Raw genomic sequence first — 15,234 nt, 5'->3', positions numbered from 1 at the left:
CCTGCGACACGCCGTGTCTCGGCGTGTCGGGCAGCCGATGCGTACGTCTTGTGGCCGTTGCTCCCGACGGTTGCCGCAGCGCGCGTCCACCAGAATGGTCGGCATGCCCGTCAGGCCAACGACGTACGTCAGCCGATGATGCGGTCCGCGCGGGCGGACTCCTCCTTGGCCTGCTCGACCGCCTTGGCTGCCGCCTCGTGAGCCTCGCGCTGGGCCTGCTCGATGGCCTCGCGCGGGGCGGGGACCGGCGGCGTACGTCGTTCGTTCTCGTTCCTGTCGCCGTTGCTGATGCCGTTGTTGATGCCGTTGCTGTTGCCCGCAGACCTGGAGGCGCTGTCGGCGAAGGCGCCGGTGACCGTACGCATCGCTTCGGTGAGCTCGCCCGGGATGACCCAGAACGAGTTGCCGTGGGCGGCGAGCGAGGGCAGCATCTCGAGGTACTTGTAGGCCAGGACCTTGGCGTCGGCGTCGTTGGCGTGGACGGCCTGGAAGACCCGCTCGAGCGCGTTGGCCTCACCGTCGGCCTCGAGCACCCGGGCCTGCTGGTTGCCTTCCGCCTCCAGGATGGACTTCTGCCGGGTGCCCTCTGCCTCGAGGATCAGCGAGGCGCGCTTGCCTTCGGCGTGCAGGATCGCGGCGCGCTTGTCCCGCTCGGCGCGCATCTGCTTCTCCATCGCCTCCTTGATCGAGGCCGGCGGGTCGATCGCCTTGATCTCGACCCGGTTGACCCGGATCCCCCACTTCCCGGTGGCGTCGTCGAGCACCTCACGCAGGCGGACGTTGATGGTCTCCCGAGACGTCAGGGTGGACTCGAGGTCCATCGATCCGATCAGGTTTCGCAACGTGGTCACGGTGAGCTGGTCGATCGCCTGCAGGTAGTCGGCCACCTCGTAGGCGGCCGCCCGCGGGTCGGTGATCTGGTAGTAGAGAACCGTGTCGATGGCAACGACGAGGTTGTCCTCGGTGATGACGGGGCGCGGGTTGGAGGAGTAGACCTGCTCACGCACGTCCAGCTTGGTGTTGACCCGGTCCACCAGCGGGATCACGAAGTTGAGCCCCGGCTGCAAGGTGCCCCGGTAGCGCCCGAAGCGCTCGATGTTGTAACGCCGCGCCTGTGGCACGATCCGCACCGTCGAGGCGACCGCACCCACCACCAGCGCGACCAGGACCAGGACTATCAGCAGAAGCTCCATGTCGTACGACCTTCCTAGGGCGACAGCGACGACGGGTCGCGCGGATGCACGAGCGCCGTCGCGCCTTCGATCTCGAGCACGTCGACCCGGCATCCGACCGGGATGACGAGGTCTTCGTCGTAGGGCCGGGCCGACCATTCCTCCCCGCCGAGGCGCACCAGGCCATGGTCGAAGCTCACCTCCGCGAGGACGACCGCCTGACGACCGACCAAGGCATCGGTGCCGTCGCGCACCGGCGGCGGCAGAGCCAGGTGTCGTCGCGCCACCGGCCGCACCAGCAGTACGCTGCCGCCGCCTGCGAGCACGAAGACGAGCGCCTGCACCAGCACCGGCGCGCCGAGCGCAGCGCTGCCGGCGGCAAGGAGCGCCCCGCCGGCGACGAAAGCGAACGCCAGCGTCATCGTGAACGCCTCGGCTACTCCGAGCAGCACGGCGACGATGATCCAGAAGATCGACCACATAAGCCCACCAGCCTCGGTTTCCCCCCAGCCTACTCCCGGTGTGGTGATGGTCACACCCGATCAGTGAGAGTTGTTCCGTCCGTTCAGCAGCGGCAGGCCCACCCACAGAGACACGAACAGGATCAGCACGCAGACGGCGGCGACGACGGCGATCTCGAACGAGACGACGACGTCGAAGACCAGCAGCACCACGAGCGCGGAGACGATCGCAAAGCCCACCAGCCCGGCCCGGGCGCAGGCGTGCGAGGCCCGCACCAACCATGGCCGCTGCCGGCGCCGGAACAGGATCCGGTGGAAGGAGACCGGAGCGATGATGAGGCAGGTGGTGATGACCGAGCCGACGAGCACGATGAGGTAGATCGTCTTCTGGTGATCGTCCAGGTCGGGGAAGCGTGGCGAGAAGGGCACCGTCAGCAGGAAGCCGGTCAGGATCTGCACGCCCGTCTGCAGCACTCGCAGCTCTTGGAGGAGCTCGTTCCAGTTGCGGGTGATGCGCTCCTCCGGGCGCTCGTTCGGACCCCCTCCCTCGACCTCGCGCTCGTCGTCGCCATCGTCGTCGCCCCTGGCTGCCATCAGAAGACCGGCCGTCCCCCAGTCACCCCGAGGACGGTCCCGGAGACGTAGGACGCCTCCGCGGGCGAGGCCAGGAACACGAACGCCGGTGCGACCTCGGCCGGCTGGCCGGCGCGCCCCAGCGGAGTGTTCGCCCCGAACTTCTGCACCTTCTCCGGCGCCTGCGTCGCGGGCTGCAGCGGCGTCCAGATCGGTCCAGGAGCCACCGCGTTCACCCGGACCCCGTCAGGGCCGAGCTCTGCCGCGAGGTTGACGGTGAAGTTGTTGATCGCCGCCTTGGTCGCGGCGTAGTCGAGCAGGCTGGTCGTGGGCTCGTACGCCTGGATCGAGGCGTTGTTGATGACGCAGCCCTTGCTCTTCTTCAGGTGCGGGACGGCGGCCCGGCTCAGCCAGAGGAGGGCGTACAGGTTGGTCTTGAACGTCCGGTCGATCCGCTCGTCGTCCATGTCGGTCAGGCCCTTGTCGCGGGCGAACTGGTAGCCGGCGTTGTTGACCAGGATGTCGAGGCCGCCGAGCTCCTGCACGGTACGTTCGACGACCTCGTCGCACGCCTCGCGCTCACGCAGGTCGATCGGGATGGCCAGCGACGTACGCTTGGCGTCCTCGATCAGCTTCGAGGTCGCCTGCGCGTCCGCTTCCTCCTCGGGGAGGTAGGTGAACGCCACGTCGGCGCCCTCGCGCGCGTACGCGAGGGCGACCGCGCGACCGATGCCGGAGTCGCCGCCGGTGATCAGCGCGACCTTTCCGTCGAGGCGGCCGTGGCCTTCGTAGCTGGACTCGCCGTGGTCGGGCAGCGGCTCCATCTCGCCGGTGAGGCCAGGAGGCTCCTGCTGCTGGGCTGGAAACTGGGTGTTGTCATCGCTCATGACCGCTCCGGTACCCACATCCGACAGAATGGAGACCGTGAGTGGGATGGAATCGGTGATCGTCGACGGTGGCCTGGCCCTGCGGCATCGGGCGGACGGCCACCTGGAGCTGCGGGCCAACGGGATCTTCGTGATGGACACCCGCGAGACCTCGACCGAGAAGGCGCTCGCGACGCGCGCTCTCGAGCTGCACGCTCAGCCGGGACAGGTGCTCATCGGTGGCCTGGGGCTCGGCTTCACCCTCGAGGCGGTGCTGACCGACCCGCGCGTCGAGTCGGTAACGGTCGTCGAGATCGAGCCGCGCCTGGTCGAGTGGATGCGGAGCGGCCGGGTCCCCCACGGTCCCGAGCTCCTGAACGACGAGCGAGTCCATATCGAGGTCGCCGACGTGGCCGTGGTCCTGCGAGAGAGCCCGGCCGAGGCGTACGACGTCGTGCTGCTGGACGTCGACAACGGCCCCGGCTACCTGGTCCATGACGCCAACGGAGCACTCTACGAGGCGCCTGCGCTGGCCCATGCGCGGCGGTCCACCGCCCCGGGTGGCACGGTGGTGGTGTGGTCGGCGGCGGAGGCTCCGGCGCTGCTGGAGGTGATGACGCAGGTCTTCGACGTCGCCGAGACGCACTCCTACCCCGTCGACCTGCAGGGGCACGAAGAGACGTACTGGCTCTACGCGGGCTGGCTGTCTACCGGCGGGGTCTCACCAAGGAATGGCACCAACTAGTCAAAGGTTGAACCAGACATGGACGACATGAGCTTTCGCATCGAGCACGACTCCATGGGTGAGGTACGGGTCCCGAAGGACGCGCTGTGGCGCGCCCAGACCCAGCGGGCCGTGGAGAACTTCCCCATCTCGGGCACTCCCATCGAGCCGGCGCTGATCCATGCGATCGGCCACGTGAAGGCCGCGGCCGCCAAGGCCAACTTCGACCTCGGCGTGCTCCCCGGCGACAAGGCCGAGGCGATCATCGCGGCCGCGGGCGAGGTCTCCGAGGGTCGCCACGACGACGCGTTCCCGATCGACGTCTTCCAGACCGGGTCCGGCACCTCGTCCAACATGAACGCCAACGAGGTGATCGCCTCCCTGGTGGCGCGGGCCGGCAGGGACGTACACCCCAACGACCACGTCAACGCCTCGCAGTCCTCCAACGACACCTTCCCGACCGCGATCCACGTCGCCGCGGCGGTCGGCGTCACCGAGCAGCTGCTGCCCGCGATCGACGTGCTGGCCGGCTCGCTCGAGGCGAAGGCCGAGGAGTTCGCCGGCCTGGTGAAGTCGGGGCGTACGCATCTGATGGACGCCACACCGGTCACCCTCGGCCAGGAGTTCGGAGGGTACGCCGCCACCGTCCGCTACGCGGCCGAGCGACTCGAGTCGGTGCTGCCCAGGGTGCGTGAGCTCGCGCTCGGCGGCACGGCGGTCGGCACCGGCATCAACACGCCCGCCGGGTTCCCGCAGTCCGTGATCGCCGATCTCGCCAACCGCACGGGCCAGCCGTTCACCGAGGCCCGCAACCACTTCGAGGCCCAGGGCACGCGCGACTCGCTGGTCGAGCTGTCCGGGGTCCTGAAGACGATCGCGGTCGGCCTGATCAAGATCAACAACGACCTGCGCTGGATGTCGTCAGGCCCCACCACCGGCCTGGCCGAGATCCACCTGCCAGATCTCCAGCCCGGCTCCTCGATCATGCCGGGCAAGGTCAACCCGGTCGTGCCCGAGGCCGTCTTGATGGTCGCGTTCCAGGTCATCGGCAACGACGCCGCGGTGACCGCCGCAGGGGCGTCCGGCGCCTTCGAGCTCAACGTCGCCATGCCGGTGATGGCCCGCAACGTCCTGGAGTCCATCCGCCTGCTGTCGACCGCCATGACCGTCCTGGCCGAGCGCACCGTCGACGGGATCGTCCCCGACACCGAGCGTCTGCGCGGCTACGCCGAGTCCTCCCCCTCGATCGTCACGCCGCTGAACAAGTACATCGGCTACGAGGCCGCCGCCAAGGTCGCCAAGCAGGCCCTCGCCGAGGGCGCCACGATCAGGGAGACCGTCATCGAGCTCGGCTACGTCGCCAACGGCACCCTCACCGAAGCCCAGCTGGACGAAGCCTTGGACGTCGAGTCGATGACCCACCCCTGATACGCCGAGTCGGCTCGAACTGACCAAAACCCACGCCGAGTCGGCGCGTTCTAACGCGCCGACTCGGCGTGATCTGGAGTCAGCTCGAGCCGACTCGGCGATCGCTCAGTACCAGCCGATGGACTGGGAGTGGCTCCAGGCGCCGCAGGGCGAACCGTAGCGGTCGTTGATGTAGCCGAGGCCCCACTCGATCTGGGTGGCGGGGTTGGTCTCCCAGTCCTCGCCGGCGCTGGCCATCTTGGAGCCCGGAAGGGCCTGCGGGATGCCGTAGGCGCTGGAGGAGGGGTTGTCGGCGGTGTGGTTCCAGCCGGACTCCTTCTCCCACAGCGGCTCGAGGCAGGAGAACTGGTCCAACCCCCAGCCGAAGTCGCCGAGCATCGACTTGGCGATGTCCTTGGGGTTGCGAAGGTCGATCTCGATCTCTTCGACACCGGCGATCGCCCGGACGTCGTTGCCGGCCGACAGCGCGGCCTGCTTGCCGGGATCGGCGACCTCACGGCGGTCACCGGCCGAACGCGACAGGGACGAGGTCTCGCTGCCGCGGGCGGCAGACTCGGCCTCGATCGCGGCGCGCTGGGCGTCGCTGAGCTCGGGGATGTCGGCGGCTGCCGCATCTCCCGCGCTGAGCGTCGCGTCATCGGTGGCTGGCCCGCTGTAGGCCACCCCACCGGCGACTGCCGCGCCGGTCCCGCCGAGGGCGAGGACGGAGAGGAGGAGGGTTGTCTTGGCGGTCGTACGCGCAGCCTTGTGCGGAACGTCGACAAGCGGATTCGCTGGCGCACCGCGATGTCGCGGGGCACGATGAACTGGCTTGGTCACGGGCTCTCATTCGGGGGCTGAGGCATTGCAGACCCGCAAACAATGCATGAGCGCCCACCCCGTATCAAACTGGACGCACCGTTTGTAGGTCAGAAATGGCCGTCCTGAGCATCACATCCGTCACCTGAGTCACACAAGCCACAACGGCCCCAGACCTCACGGGTCTGGGGCCGTCGGGGTGAGAAGGATTACGGCGTCACGGGACCACGTTCTCCAGCATCTCGGTGACGAGCGCCGCGATCGGCGAGCGCTCGGAGCGGGTCAGGGTGACGTGCGAGAAGAGCGGGTGGCCCTTCAACTTCTCGATCACCGCGACCACGCCGTCATGGCGTCCGACCCTGAGGTTGTCGCGCTGGGCGACGTCGTGGGTCAGCACGACCTTCGAGTTGGCCCCGATCCGGGAGAGCACCGTGAGGAGCACGTTGCGCTCCAGCGACTGCGCCTCGTCGACGATGACGAAGGAGTCGTGCAGCGACCGGCCGCGGATGTGGGTCAGCGGCAGCACCTCGAGCATGCCCCTGTCGATGATCTCGTCGATCACCTCCTGCGTGGTCACCGCGGAGAGGGTGTCGAAGACCGCCTGGCCCCACGGCGACATCTTCTCGCCCTCGGTGCCGGGCAGGTAGCCGAGCTCCTGACCACCGACCGCGTAGAGGGGCCGGAAGATGACCACCTTCTTGTGCTGGTTGCGCTCCATGACCGCCTCGAGGCCGGCGCAGAGAGCCAGCGCGGACTTTCCGGTGCCGGCGCGTCCGCCGAGGGAGACGATGCCCACCTCCGGGTCGAGCAGCATCTCCAGCGCGATCCGCTGCTCCGCGGAGCGGCCGTGGATCCCGAAGACCTCCCGGTCACCGCGGACGAGATGGACCTGCTTGTCCGGGCCGACCCGGCCGAGCGCGGTGCCACGGTCCGACATCAGCACCAGACCGGTGTGGCAGGGCAGGTCACGGGCCGCGTCGAGGTCGAGGACGCCGTCGTCGTAGAGCTCGTCGAGCTCCGCGGAGGGGACGTCCAGCTCGGCCATCCCGGAGTAGCCCGGGTCGGAGTCGTTGATCCGCTCACCGCGGTAGTCCTCGGCGTCGAGCCCGACCGCGGAGGCCTTGATCCGCATCGGCAGATCCTTGGACACCAGGGTCACGTCGAGCCCGTCGCCCTTCAGGTTGCGCGCGACCGCGAGGATGCGGGTGTCGTTGTCACCGAGCCGGAAGCCGCTCGGCAGCGAGGACGGGTCGGTGTGGTTGAGCTCGACACGGATGGTGCCACCCTCCTCCCCGACCGGGACCGCCATGTCGAGGCGACCGTGGGTGATCCGCAGCCCGTCGAGCTGCCGGAGTGCGGAGCGGGCGAAGTAGCCCAGCTCCGGATGGTGCCGCTTCCCCTCGAGCTCGGTGATCACCACCACCGGAAGCACGACGTGGTGCTCCGCGAAGCGCGTCATGGCCTTCGGATCCGAGAGCAGGACGCTCGTGTCGAGAACGTACGTTCGCACGGTAGGCGACTCGCTCTCAGCGGTGGAGGACTCCGACGCCGGTGTCGGAGCGGCCGACGCATCGGCCTCGGTGACGAGCTCGTTCGTGGTTCGGTTGGCCACGCGGATCACCTCTCGCGACCGGCTCACACACCCTTGAGTCCGGTCATTTCATCGTTAATCAGATGGACCGGACGGTGGACCGTCAGTCGGGGTGCCGACCGCCTCACACCCGTCGGGATCGATGCGATCCTGACGCAGGTTCAGTTCGTGACTACTCACGTAACGGGCCTCCAGGTGCGGCGAGATTTTGTTCCCCGCCGTTGCTACAACGCTACTTCGCCGGACCAACGGTCCGTGGCAACACGCAGCATTTTTCTTTGTGAACACCTGGTGACGCCCCGCAACGTGCCGACCAGCGGTCACCTGCCGAGGCGACGCTCGCGGTGGGCGTAGGCCCGTAGGGCACGCAGGAAGTCCGTACGCCGGAAGTCGGGCCAGTAGGCCTCGCAGAAGTAGAACTCCGACTTGGCGCTCTGCCAGAGCAGGAATCCGCCCAGGCGCTGCTCCCCCGAGGTGCGGATCACCAGGTCGGGGTCGGGCTGGCCCTTGGTGTAGAGATGGTCGGCGATGTGCTCGACGTCGATGATCTGGGCGAGCTCCTCCAGCGAGGTGCCGCGGGTCGCGTGCTCGTTGAGCAGGGCGCGTACGGCATCGGCGATCTCGCGCCGGCCGCCGTAGCCGACAGCGACGTTGACCAGCATCCCGTCGACGTCACGGGTGGCCTCCTCGGCGGCCTTGAGACGGTGGGACAGCCAGTCGGGCAACAGGTCGAGCGCACCGACCGGATGCAGCCGCCAGCGGCGAACGTCTGCCAGCGAGTCGACGGCGTCGGCGATGATCTCCAGGAGGGGGGCCAGCTCCTCGGCGGGACGGTTGAGGTTGTCGGTGGAGAGCAGCCACAGGGTGACGACCTCGATGCCGATCTCGTCGCACCAGCTCAGCAGCGGCTCGATGTTGGCCGCGCCGGCACGGTGGCCGTGGGCGGTCGACTGGCCGACCTCCTTGGCCCAGCGGCGGTTGCCGTCGAGCATCACGCCGACGTGCTTGGGCAGCTTGGAGCTGTCGATCTTGCGCAGCATCCGCGCCTCGTAGGCGGGGTAGAGAACCCGACGTACGCCTTCCTTCCAGTCTGCCACGAGCAGAAGGGTATCGGCGGCGCGACCACATCACCCAGCGGGACGGGATACATCCCCAACCGGCGGACGGGATTCACCGGATCTTCAGGTCGAGCCGATAGCCTTGACCAATATGAGTGAGATGACAGACGCCATGCGCCTCAAGGTCGGAAACATCTCCGACTCGGTCTCCTCGACCGTTCACGAGGCCCTCCCGAAGATGCGCGGCTGGATCCACCTGGCCACCGCGCCGCTCACGCTGGCGGCGGGGATCGTCCTGATCGTGCTGGCGCCCGCAGGAGCGCCCCGGGTCGGTGCCGCGGTGTTCACCATGGCCGCCCTGCTGCTCTTCACCGTCTCCGCGGTCTACCACCGGGTCAACGCCCTCGGGCGGTGGAACGAGCGGTGGTTCACGATCATGAAGCGCTGGGACCACGCCAACATCATGCTGATGATCGCCGGCTCCTACACGCCGTTCTCTCTGCTGCTCCTCGATGGTCTCACGCAGGTCGTGCTGCTCTCGGTGGTCTGGACCGGCGCGATCCTCGGTGTGCTGTTCAGGGTCTTCTGGAACGACGCCCCGCGCTGGCTCTACGTCCCCAACTACATCGCCCTCGGCTGGGCGGCGGTCTTCTTCATCCCGGCGTTCTTCACCGGCGCCGTGGCGCTCGGGGTCGGCATCGGGATCGCCACCTTCACGCTGATCTGCGTCGGCGGCGCGCTCTACACCGCCGGTGGCGTCATCTACGGCTTCAAGCGGCCCGACCCCTGGCCGCGCTGGTTCGGCTTCCACGAGGTCTTCCACACCTTCACGATCCTGGCGTTCGTCGCTCACTACACGGGCGTCTCGCTCGCCACGTACGCGCTGCGCTGAGTCTCCGGCGCTCGCGCTGCCGCCGCGTGCCTCGCGAGCACCGCGGTGAGCATGCCGGTGACCGCGAAGATCGCGCCCAGCACCATCCAGCCGCCGGTGCCGTGGTCGATCGCGGTGGCGGTCACCACCAGCGGAGCGAGCATGTGGGCGAGCGCGTAGCCCATCTGGCTCACCCCCTGGTAGGCGCCGGGTCGCTCCTGGTCGGCGAGCTCGAAGGCCAGTCCCCAGCTGCCCGCCTCTCCGCGGGTCTCGGCCGCCGAGACGGCCAGGGCCGCGAGCAGCAGTACGCCGGTGGCGACCACGGGTCCGACGTACTCGGCCGCGGCGAAGAGCACGCAGGCGGCCAACAGCAGGAATCCCGCACCGCGCACAGCCCGTCCCGCAGTCGCGATGTCGTGAGTTCCTCGTGATGCCCGCACCTGGAAGAGCGCGACGTAGACCGTGTTCACCACCAGCAGCAGCGAGACCAGGACCGTCGGAGCGTCGGTGTGGTCGGCCACCCACAGCGGCACCGCGATCGAGGTCACCCCGAAGTGGATCGCCATCACCCCGCTGAGCACGGTCACGGTCACATAGGTGCGGTCCCGTAGCGGCGAGGGCCCCTTGACGGCCGTGGGCCCGGCCCCGGCATCCATGGTTTCGGCCAGCCCGGCGACCCGGCGCCTGAGCCCGATGAGCGGCACCGCCGCCAGCGTGGTGAGCACGCCGACGATCACCATCGTGGTGCGGTAGGCGGTCGCGGTGTCCACCGCCAGCGCCAGGGCGGCGAGCAGCGTGCCCACTCCTATCATCACGTTCATCACCACCCGCAGCCGTGCCCGGACCGCCACCCGCTCAGGGCCGACGAACCAGCGCGCGACCAGCGTCGACTGGGCGCTCGAGTGGAAGCCACGTGAGGCCGAGACCCAGGTCGCGACAAGCACGAACGCGGCTACGTCCCGCGCCAGCGCGTAGGCCAGCAGGGCGATGCCGTAGCTCGCCATCGCCCACAACTGAACCCGGTCGGCGCCCCAGCGGTCGCTGGCCCGCCCACCGGCGTACGTGGCGAGCACACCGACTCCGCCGGCGACGGTGAGCCCGACGCCGACGGTCACCGCCGAGAGCCCTACGACGCGGGTGAAGTAGAGCGCGCTGACCGCGAAGAACATGCCGCGTGCGAGCGAGAGGGCCGCGACGGCGCCGACGAGCGGACGCTCGACCGGGTCGCTGGGAGGTCGGATCATGGCCCAGTTGTCGCATTCGGCACCCGTGAACCGTTAACGATATAGCGTATTGCTTCATGGTGAGGTACGAGCTGACAGGCGCCGACCTGAGCGAGGTCAGGTTCGCCATCTCCCCCCTCAACGAGCTCACCCTCTCGCTGCGGGCCCTGCGCGATCCCGGCCGCTTCCCCCTCCATCTGCCCTGGCTCCGCGCCGTGGAAGCCGCGGACCTCGACCGGGAGGCCCTGCTGGCGCTGACCAACCAGCGACTCTGGACGCCGGACTTCCTCAACCCGCGGCCGCGCGATCCCCTCGCCCGGCTCGAGGAGGAGCTCGAGGTCGTCGCGGCGACACCGCCGCCCCGGGTGCGCGCCGACCTCGACGCCGTCCACTTCGACGCCGTGGGTCGGCCGGCTGCGCTGGACGGACTTCCGCAGGCGGTGCTGCGCCGGGTGCTCGCAGCTCTGCGGGACTACTGGGAGGCCTGCTTCGAGCCGCACTGGCAGCGGATGCGAGCGGTGCTGGAGGCCGACATCGTCCATCGTGGGCGCACGATCGTCCACTCCGGCATGGCCACGATGTTCGCCGACATCTCACCGCGGGTGGTGCTTGCCGACGACCTGCTCACCATCCGGCTCGTCACGTCGAAGGTCGACTACCGGCGTACGACCGCGGGCATCGGACTCACCTTGGTCCCCACCCTGTTCAGCCTCAACCCGTCGACGCCGATCTCGGCGGACGAGCCACCGGTCATGTTCTACCCGGCCCGCGGCCTCGGCACACTCTGGACCACCGACCGGCCGCGGGCGCCGCACGCGCTCCGCGATCTCATCGGCGAGACCCGCTCGGGGCTCCTGACGATGCTGGAGGCTCCGGCCTCGTCGACCGAGCTGGCCGTACGCCTCGGGGTCACCGCCGCGGCCGTCAACCAGCATCTGCGGGCGATGCGCGCCGCCGGCCTGCTGACCTCGGCCCGCCACGGCCGCTCGGTCCTCTACCTGCGCTCCGACCTCGGCGACCGCTTCATCGACGCCGCGAGATGACCTCTCGGCCTCGTCCCGTCTGCGAGAGCCCTCACATGTGCAGCGGCTCGGCGGCCTTGTCGTCGCCGCCCTTGCCGAGCCGCGAGTTGCGGTAGCCGTAGAGGAAGTAGATGGCGAAGCCGAGCGCCATCCAGGCCAGGAACCGCAGCCAGGTCTCGACGCTCAGGTTGAGCATCAGGTAGAAGCAGATCACCGCGGCCAGGATCGGCAGCACCGGGCTGAACGGCACCTTGAAGGAGCGGGGCAGGTCGGGGCGGCGCTTGCGCAGGATCGGCACGGCGATCGAGACGAGCGCGAACGCCGTCAGGGTGCCGATGTTGACCATCTCCTCGAGCTTGCCGATCGGGGTGAACGTGGCCACGATCGCGACGAAGGCACCGATGACGAGGGTGATCCGGATCGGGGTGCCGGTCTTGGGGTTGACGTGAGCGAACTTGACCGGGAACAGACCGTCGCGGCTCATCGCGAAGACGACCCGGATCGCGCCGATCATCAGCGTCATCACCACGGTGGTGAGGCCGGCGACGGCACCGGCCGAGATCAACGTCGCGAAGCCGCTGCGGCCGACGTCGCGGAAAGCGGTCGCGAGCGCGGCCTCGGGGTCGATCTGGTCGTACTTCACCATGCCGGTGATGACCAGGGCGACGGCGACGTAGAGGAACGTGCAGATCACCAGCGAGCCGATGATGCCGCGGGGCAGGTCGCGCTGAGGGTTGTTGGCCTCCTCCGCGGTCGTGGCGACGACGTCGAAGCCGAGGTAGGCGAAGAAGACGACCGAGGCGGCCGAGATGATGCCGAGGACACCGAACGTCTGCGGCTCGAGGCCGAAGGCCCACTGGATCAGCGGTTGATGGATGCCCTCGCTGCCGACGGAGCCTGCGCGCTCGGGGACGAACGGGTCGTAGTTGTCGCCGGAGATGTAGAACATGCCGGCGACGATGACGAACAGGACGATGAACAGCTTGACCGCGACGAGCGCCAGGTTGACCCGCAGCGACTCCTTGATGCCGATGGCGACCAGGCCGACCAGGACGACCACGAGCAGCAGTGCGGCCAGGTTGGGCTGACCGAACTCGGCGTTGGCGTCCGGACCGAAGCCCTCGGGCCACCCGAGACCGATCTCCTCGAGGAACGTCACCAGGTAGGCACTCCAACCCTGCGCGACCACCGACGCACCGAGGATCATCTCCAGGATCAGGTCCCAGCCGATGATCCAGGCCAGCATCTCGCCGAGGGTGACGTAGGAGAAGGTGTACGCCGACCCGGAGACCGGGACGGCCGAGGCGAACTCCGCGTAGCAGAGCGCCGCCAGGCCACAGCAGAACGCGGCGATGGCGAAGGAGAAGACCACACCTGGTCCGGCGTACTCGGCAGCGGCCCGACCGGTCAGGGTGAAGATCCCCGCGCCGATGATGACGCCGATCCCGAAGACGGTCAGGTCGACGGAGGTGAGCCGTCGCTTGAGCTTGAAGTCAGGGTGGTCGGCATCGGCGAGAGACTGCTCGATGGACTTTGTTCGCCAAACGGACATGAGGGATAGCAAACCATCCGGATCTGCCATGTCGACATTTCGGGGTCACCCCGTCATCGCTCGCACCGGAAGCTGCCCGCCTCCGCCGCGGGCCCACCGACGTACGCAGGCCAGGCGGGCCACTCGCACAGCGGCCGGGTGCGGTCGGCCCCGGCGTTGCCGTCGGCGACCACCTGGTTCTCGTCCGGCGCGACCCCTTCCTCCGCCCACTTCTCCATCGCCGTGAGCGAGTCGTAGGAGGCGGAGTAGGCGACCGGAGCGAAGTTGGCGTGATTGGCACCCGGCACCAGATAGAAGCGCGAGAACCGCTCGGTCGCCCACTTCCCCATCACCCGCTCGACCCGCTGGTAGTAGTCGATCGTGGAGCGGTGACTGACCAGCTCGTCGGCGGCGCCGTGGACCAGGATCAGCCTGCCGCCCGAGCGGGCGAAGGGTCGCAGGTCGGCATCGTTGACGTCCTGGAGCGCGGTCAGCTCGCTGATCCGGCGCTGCCACTCCCCCGGGTCGGCCGGGTCGATGGCGAACGGGCTGATCTGCGGGTCTCGGGCGACGAAGTGCTTGACCCACTGGTTCCAGAACTGCATGCCGTAGCCGGCGGTCACCGGCATCGGGTCGGCTGGTGCGGTGGTGCCGAAGCCGAGGATCGGGGTCGTCATCCGGGCCCCTGACAGCAGCGGGAACCCCGGGTAGCCCCACTCCCCGCTGGCGACCCGATAGGGCAGCCGCCAACTGCTGTCGGCGGCGACCACCGCGTCCACCTGCTCACGGGAGAGGCAGGTGGCACCCGGGGCCTCCCCTTCGCCACACAGCAGCGTCTCCGGCTCGAAGTCGCAGCCGGCCTCGTCGGAGATCACGCCGTCCTCGAGCCCGTCGCCGCCGTCACAGGCGGCCAGGACCCGTCGCGCGACCAGGGCCTGCTGGGCCGGAGACGGGAAGGCGCCGGGCTTGGCGAACTCATGGGTGATCCGGCCGAAGAAGAGATCGAGGGTGGCGGCGTTCCAGGCGGGGTAGGCCGAGATCACCCCGTCGAAGTCCCGCGGCCAGCGCTGCGCGACCGCCAGCGCCTCGCGGCCACCGGTCGAGCCGCCGGCGAAGTAGGCCGTGGCGGGGGCGCGGCCGAAGGCCTTCCGGATCACGTACGCCGCGGTGTCATGCACCTTCTTGAGCGCGTCACCCGAGAAGTTGCGCAGCGCCTCGTCGGAGCGGCCGAACCAGCCGTCCAGGCTGGGGATCGGGTGGCGGCCGGGGTCGGCCTGGTGGCCCGAGTCGCTGGCGTAGGTCGCGTAGCCGCGTCCGAGCGGGGTGCGCTGGTCGACCGGGCCGAAGGGCACGTTCTGGGTGAGGCTGGGGACGGTGCCGTTGTAGCCACCACCGCCGAACATCATCGTCCGGCCGTTCCACCCGTCAGGCAGCGCCAGGCCCATCCGGATGTCCGGCGCGGCGGAGTCGACCGGGTGGATCGCGATGTCGGCGCGGCAGTAGGCCGGGAGCGCTGCCGGACCGGTTCCCGACGCCGGCACCGACGATGTCGCGGTGACCTCGGCACCGGTGGTGGGCAGACCGATGCGCTGCGCGGGGATCTTCAGCCCGACCAGCGACGAGCAGTCGGCGCCGCCCTTCGACGGCGCGGCGTTCGCGGGCACGTGGCCGACGACCAGAGCCGCGGCGGCGAGGGCCAGCGACGAGCCGGCGGTCAGAAATCTGCGTACGAGACGGGCGTGGGGCATGGTTGGCCTCCTGAACGGGGCCCACCTGGGCCGGCCTTCGGATCCGTCAAGCATCGCGACGCGGTGTGACGTACGCCATGTGGTCGGCACACACATCTCCCGGCCTCGGGATGTGGTCGGCCACGAGCCGCCCGCCAGGGCGACGGCATGGGGATCAGCCACACAGCG

14 protein-coding genes are annotated in these 15,234 nt (G+C 69.1%); 4 read left to right on the top strand and 10 right to left on the bottom strand.

Going from position 1 to position 15,234, the window contains the following annotated elements; all coding sequences use genetic code 11:
- Window positions 1-128: 128 nt before the first annotated feature.
- From BJ988_RS02720 to BJ988_RS02705, 4 genes are read right to left on the bottom strand one after another with little or no spacing between them, the layout of a single operon-like run.
- Window positions 129-1,193, bottom strand: a complete 1,065-nt coding sequence (locus BJ988_RS02720) for an SPFH domain-containing protein (RefSeq protein WP_179656563.1) — start codon at window positions 1,191-1,193, stop codon at window positions 129-131.
- A 14-nt stretch (window positions 1,194-1,207) separates the two neighbouring features.
- Entirely contained in the window at window positions 1,208-1,708 is a 501-nt protein-coding gene (locus BJ988_RS02715; RefSeq protein ID WP_343051429.1) for an NfeD family protein, read from the bottom strand.
- 6 nt (window positions 1,709-1,714) lie between these two features.
- Window positions 1,715-2,227 carry a DUF6328 family protein gene (locus tag BJ988_RS02710; RefSeq protein WP_179656562.1) on the bottom strand — a complete coding sequence of 171 codons (513 nt, stop codon included), beginning with the start codon at window positions 2,225-2,227 and terminating at the stop codon, window positions 1,715-1,717.
- Window positions 2,227-3,093, bottom strand: a complete 867-nt coding sequence (locus BJ988_RS02705; RefSeq protein ID WP_179656561.1) for a glucose 1-dehydrogenase — start codon at window positions 3,091-3,093, stop codon at window positions 2,227-2,229. The genes BJ988_RS02710 and BJ988_RS02705 overlap by 1 nt, the downstream gene beginning before the upstream one ends.
- A 28-nt stretch (window positions 3,094-3,121) precedes the next feature.
- On the opposite strand from BJ988_RS02705, the gene BJ988_RS02700 reads away from it, so the two are divergent.
- The gene (locus BJ988_RS02700) at window positions 3,122-3,817 is read left to right on the top strand and encodes a spermine/spermidine synthase domain-containing protein (RefSeq protein WP_425490789.1); all 696 of its coding nucleotides are present in this window, start codon (window positions 3,122-3,124) and stop codon (window positions 3,815-3,817) included.
- Window positions 3,818-3,835: 18 nt separating this feature from the next.
- Window positions 3,836-5,224 carry a class II fumarate hydratase gene (locus BJ988_RS02695; protein ID WP_179656560.1) on the top strand — a complete coding sequence of 463 codons (1,389 nt, stop codon included), beginning with the start codon at window positions 3,836-3,838 and terminating at the stop codon, window positions 5,222-5,224.
- Window positions 5,225-5,329: 105 nt separating this feature from the next.
- Here the strand turns inward: BJ988_RS02695 and BJ988_RS02690 are convergent, their stop codons facing one another.
- The 3 genes from BJ988_RS02690 to BJ988_RS02680 all read right to left on the bottom strand — a co-directional run bounded on the left by BJ988_RS02690 (window position 5,330) and on the right by BJ988_RS02680 (window position 8,710).
- A complete protein-coding gene (locus BJ988_RS02690; protein ID WP_179656559.1) occupies window positions 5,330-6,043 on the bottom strand; it encodes an aggregation-promoting factor C-terminal-like domain-containing protein in 714 nt (237 codons plus the stop codon).
- Between the two features lie 196 nt (window positions 6,044-6,239).
- Entirely contained in the window at window positions 6,240-7,634 is a 1,395-nt protein-coding gene (gene phoH2, locus BJ988_RS02685; protein WP_425490788.1) for an RNA 5'-3' helicase PhoH2, read from the bottom strand.
- A gap of 299 nt (window positions 7,635-7,933) precedes the next feature.
- Window positions 7,934-8,710 carry an isoprenyl transferase gene (locus BJ988_RS02680; protein ID WP_179656558.1) on the bottom strand — a complete coding sequence of 259 codons (777 nt, stop codon included), beginning with the start codon at window positions 8,708-8,710 and terminating at the stop codon, window positions 7,934-7,936.
- Window positions 8,711-8,822: 112 nt separating this feature from the next.
- Between BJ988_RS02680 and trhA the strand changes: the two genes are divergently transcribed.
- On the top strand, window positions 8,823-9,563 hold the full coding sequence (gene trhA / locus BJ988_RS02675) for a PAQR family membrane homeostasis protein TrhA (protein WP_246321393.1): 741 nt from the start codon (window positions 8,823-8,825) through the stop codon (window positions 9,561-9,563).
- Here trhA and BJ988_RS02670 read toward each other — a convergent pair.
- Window positions 9,524-10,786 carry an MFS transporter gene (locus BJ988_RS02670; RefSeq protein ID WP_179656557.1) on the bottom strand — a complete coding sequence of 421 codons (1,263 nt, stop codon included), beginning with the start codon at window positions 10,784-10,786 and terminating at the stop codon, window positions 9,524-9,526. The two genes, trhA and BJ988_RS02670, sit on opposite strands and share 40 nt — an antisense overlap.
- A gap of 56 nt (window positions 10,787-10,842) precedes the next feature.
- Between BJ988_RS02670 and BJ988_RS02665 the strand changes: the two genes are divergently transcribed.
- A complete protein-coding gene (locus BJ988_RS02665; RefSeq protein ID WP_179656556.1) occupies window positions 10,843-11,808 on the top strand; it encodes an ArsR/SmtB family transcription factor in 966 nt (321 codons plus the stop codon).
- Between the two features lie 31 nt (window positions 11,809-11,839).
- Here BJ988_RS02665 and BJ988_RS02660 read toward each other — a convergent pair whose 3' ends face one another.
- Together BJ988_RS02660 and BJ988_RS02655 are read right to left on the bottom strand one after the other, a co-directional pair.
- Window positions 11,840-13,339: an amino acid permease gene (locus BJ988_RS02660; RefSeq protein ID WP_179656555.1), complete on the bottom strand. Its 1,500-nt coding sequence runs from the start codon at window positions 13,337-13,339 to the stop codon at window positions 11,840-11,842.
- Window positions 13,340-13,392: 53 nt separating this feature from the next.
- Window positions 13,393-15,066, bottom strand: coding sequence for a tannase/feruloyl esterase family alpha/beta hydrolase (locus BJ988_RS02655; RefSeq protein WP_179656554.1), 1,674 nt, complete (start codon window positions 15,064-15,066; stop codon window positions 13,393-13,395).
- Between the last annotated feature and the right edge of the window lie 168 nt (window positions 15,067-15,234).

It is taken from the genome of Nocardioides panzhihuensis, from assembly GCF_013408335.1.
GTDB lineage: Bacteria > Actinomycetota > Actinomycetes > Propionibacteriales > Nocardioidaceae > Nocardioides > Nocardioides panzhihuensis.
The sequence above is the reverse complement of the archived record's forward strand: the minus strand, read 5'-3'. Positions and strand labels throughout refer to the sequence as shown.

Excerpts from the sequence above, each read along its gene's own strand:
- BJ988_RS02720 (WP_179656563.1), bottom strand. The coding sequence starts at position 1,193 with ATGGAGCTTCTGCTGATAGTCCTGGTCCTGGTCGCGCTGGTGGTGGGT.
- BJ988_RS02710 (WP_179656562.1), bottom strand. The coding sequence starts at position 2,227 with ATGGCAGCCAGGGGCGACGACGATGGCGACGACGAGCGCGAGGTCGAG.
- BJ988_RS02705 (WP_179656561.1), bottom strand. The coding sequence starts at position 3,093 with ATGAGCGATGACAACACCCAGTTTCCAGCCCAGCAGCAGGAGCCTCCT.
- BJ988_RS02700 (WP_425490789.1), top strand. The coding sequence starts at position 3,122 with ATGGAGACCGTGAGTGGGATGGAATCGGTGATCGTCGACGGTGGCCTG.
- BJ988_RS02695 (WP_179656560.1), top strand. The coding sequence starts at position 3,836 with ATGGACGACATGAGCTTTCGCATCGAGCACGACTCCATGGGTGAGGTA.
- trhA (WP_246321393.1), top strand. The coding sequence starts at position 8,823 with ATGAGTGAGATGACAGACGCCATGCGCCTCAAGGTCGGAAACATCTCC.
- BJ988_RS02670 (WP_179656557.1), bottom strand. The coding sequence starts at position 10,786 with ATGATCCGACCTCCCAGCGACCCGGTCGAGCGTCCGCTCGTCGGCGCC.
- BJ988_RS02665 (WP_179656556.1), top strand. The coding sequence starts at position 10,843 with ATGGTGAGGTACGAGCTGACAGGCGCCGACCTGAGCGAGGTCAGGTTC.
- BJ988_RS02660 (WP_179656555.1), bottom strand. The coding sequence starts at position 13,339 with ATGTCCGTTTGGCGAACAAAGTCCATCGAGCAGTCTCTCGCCGATGCC.
- BJ988_RS02655 (WP_179656554.1), bottom strand. The coding sequence starts at position 15,066 with ATGCCCCACGCCCGTCTCGTACGCAGATTTCTGACCGCCGGCTCGTCG.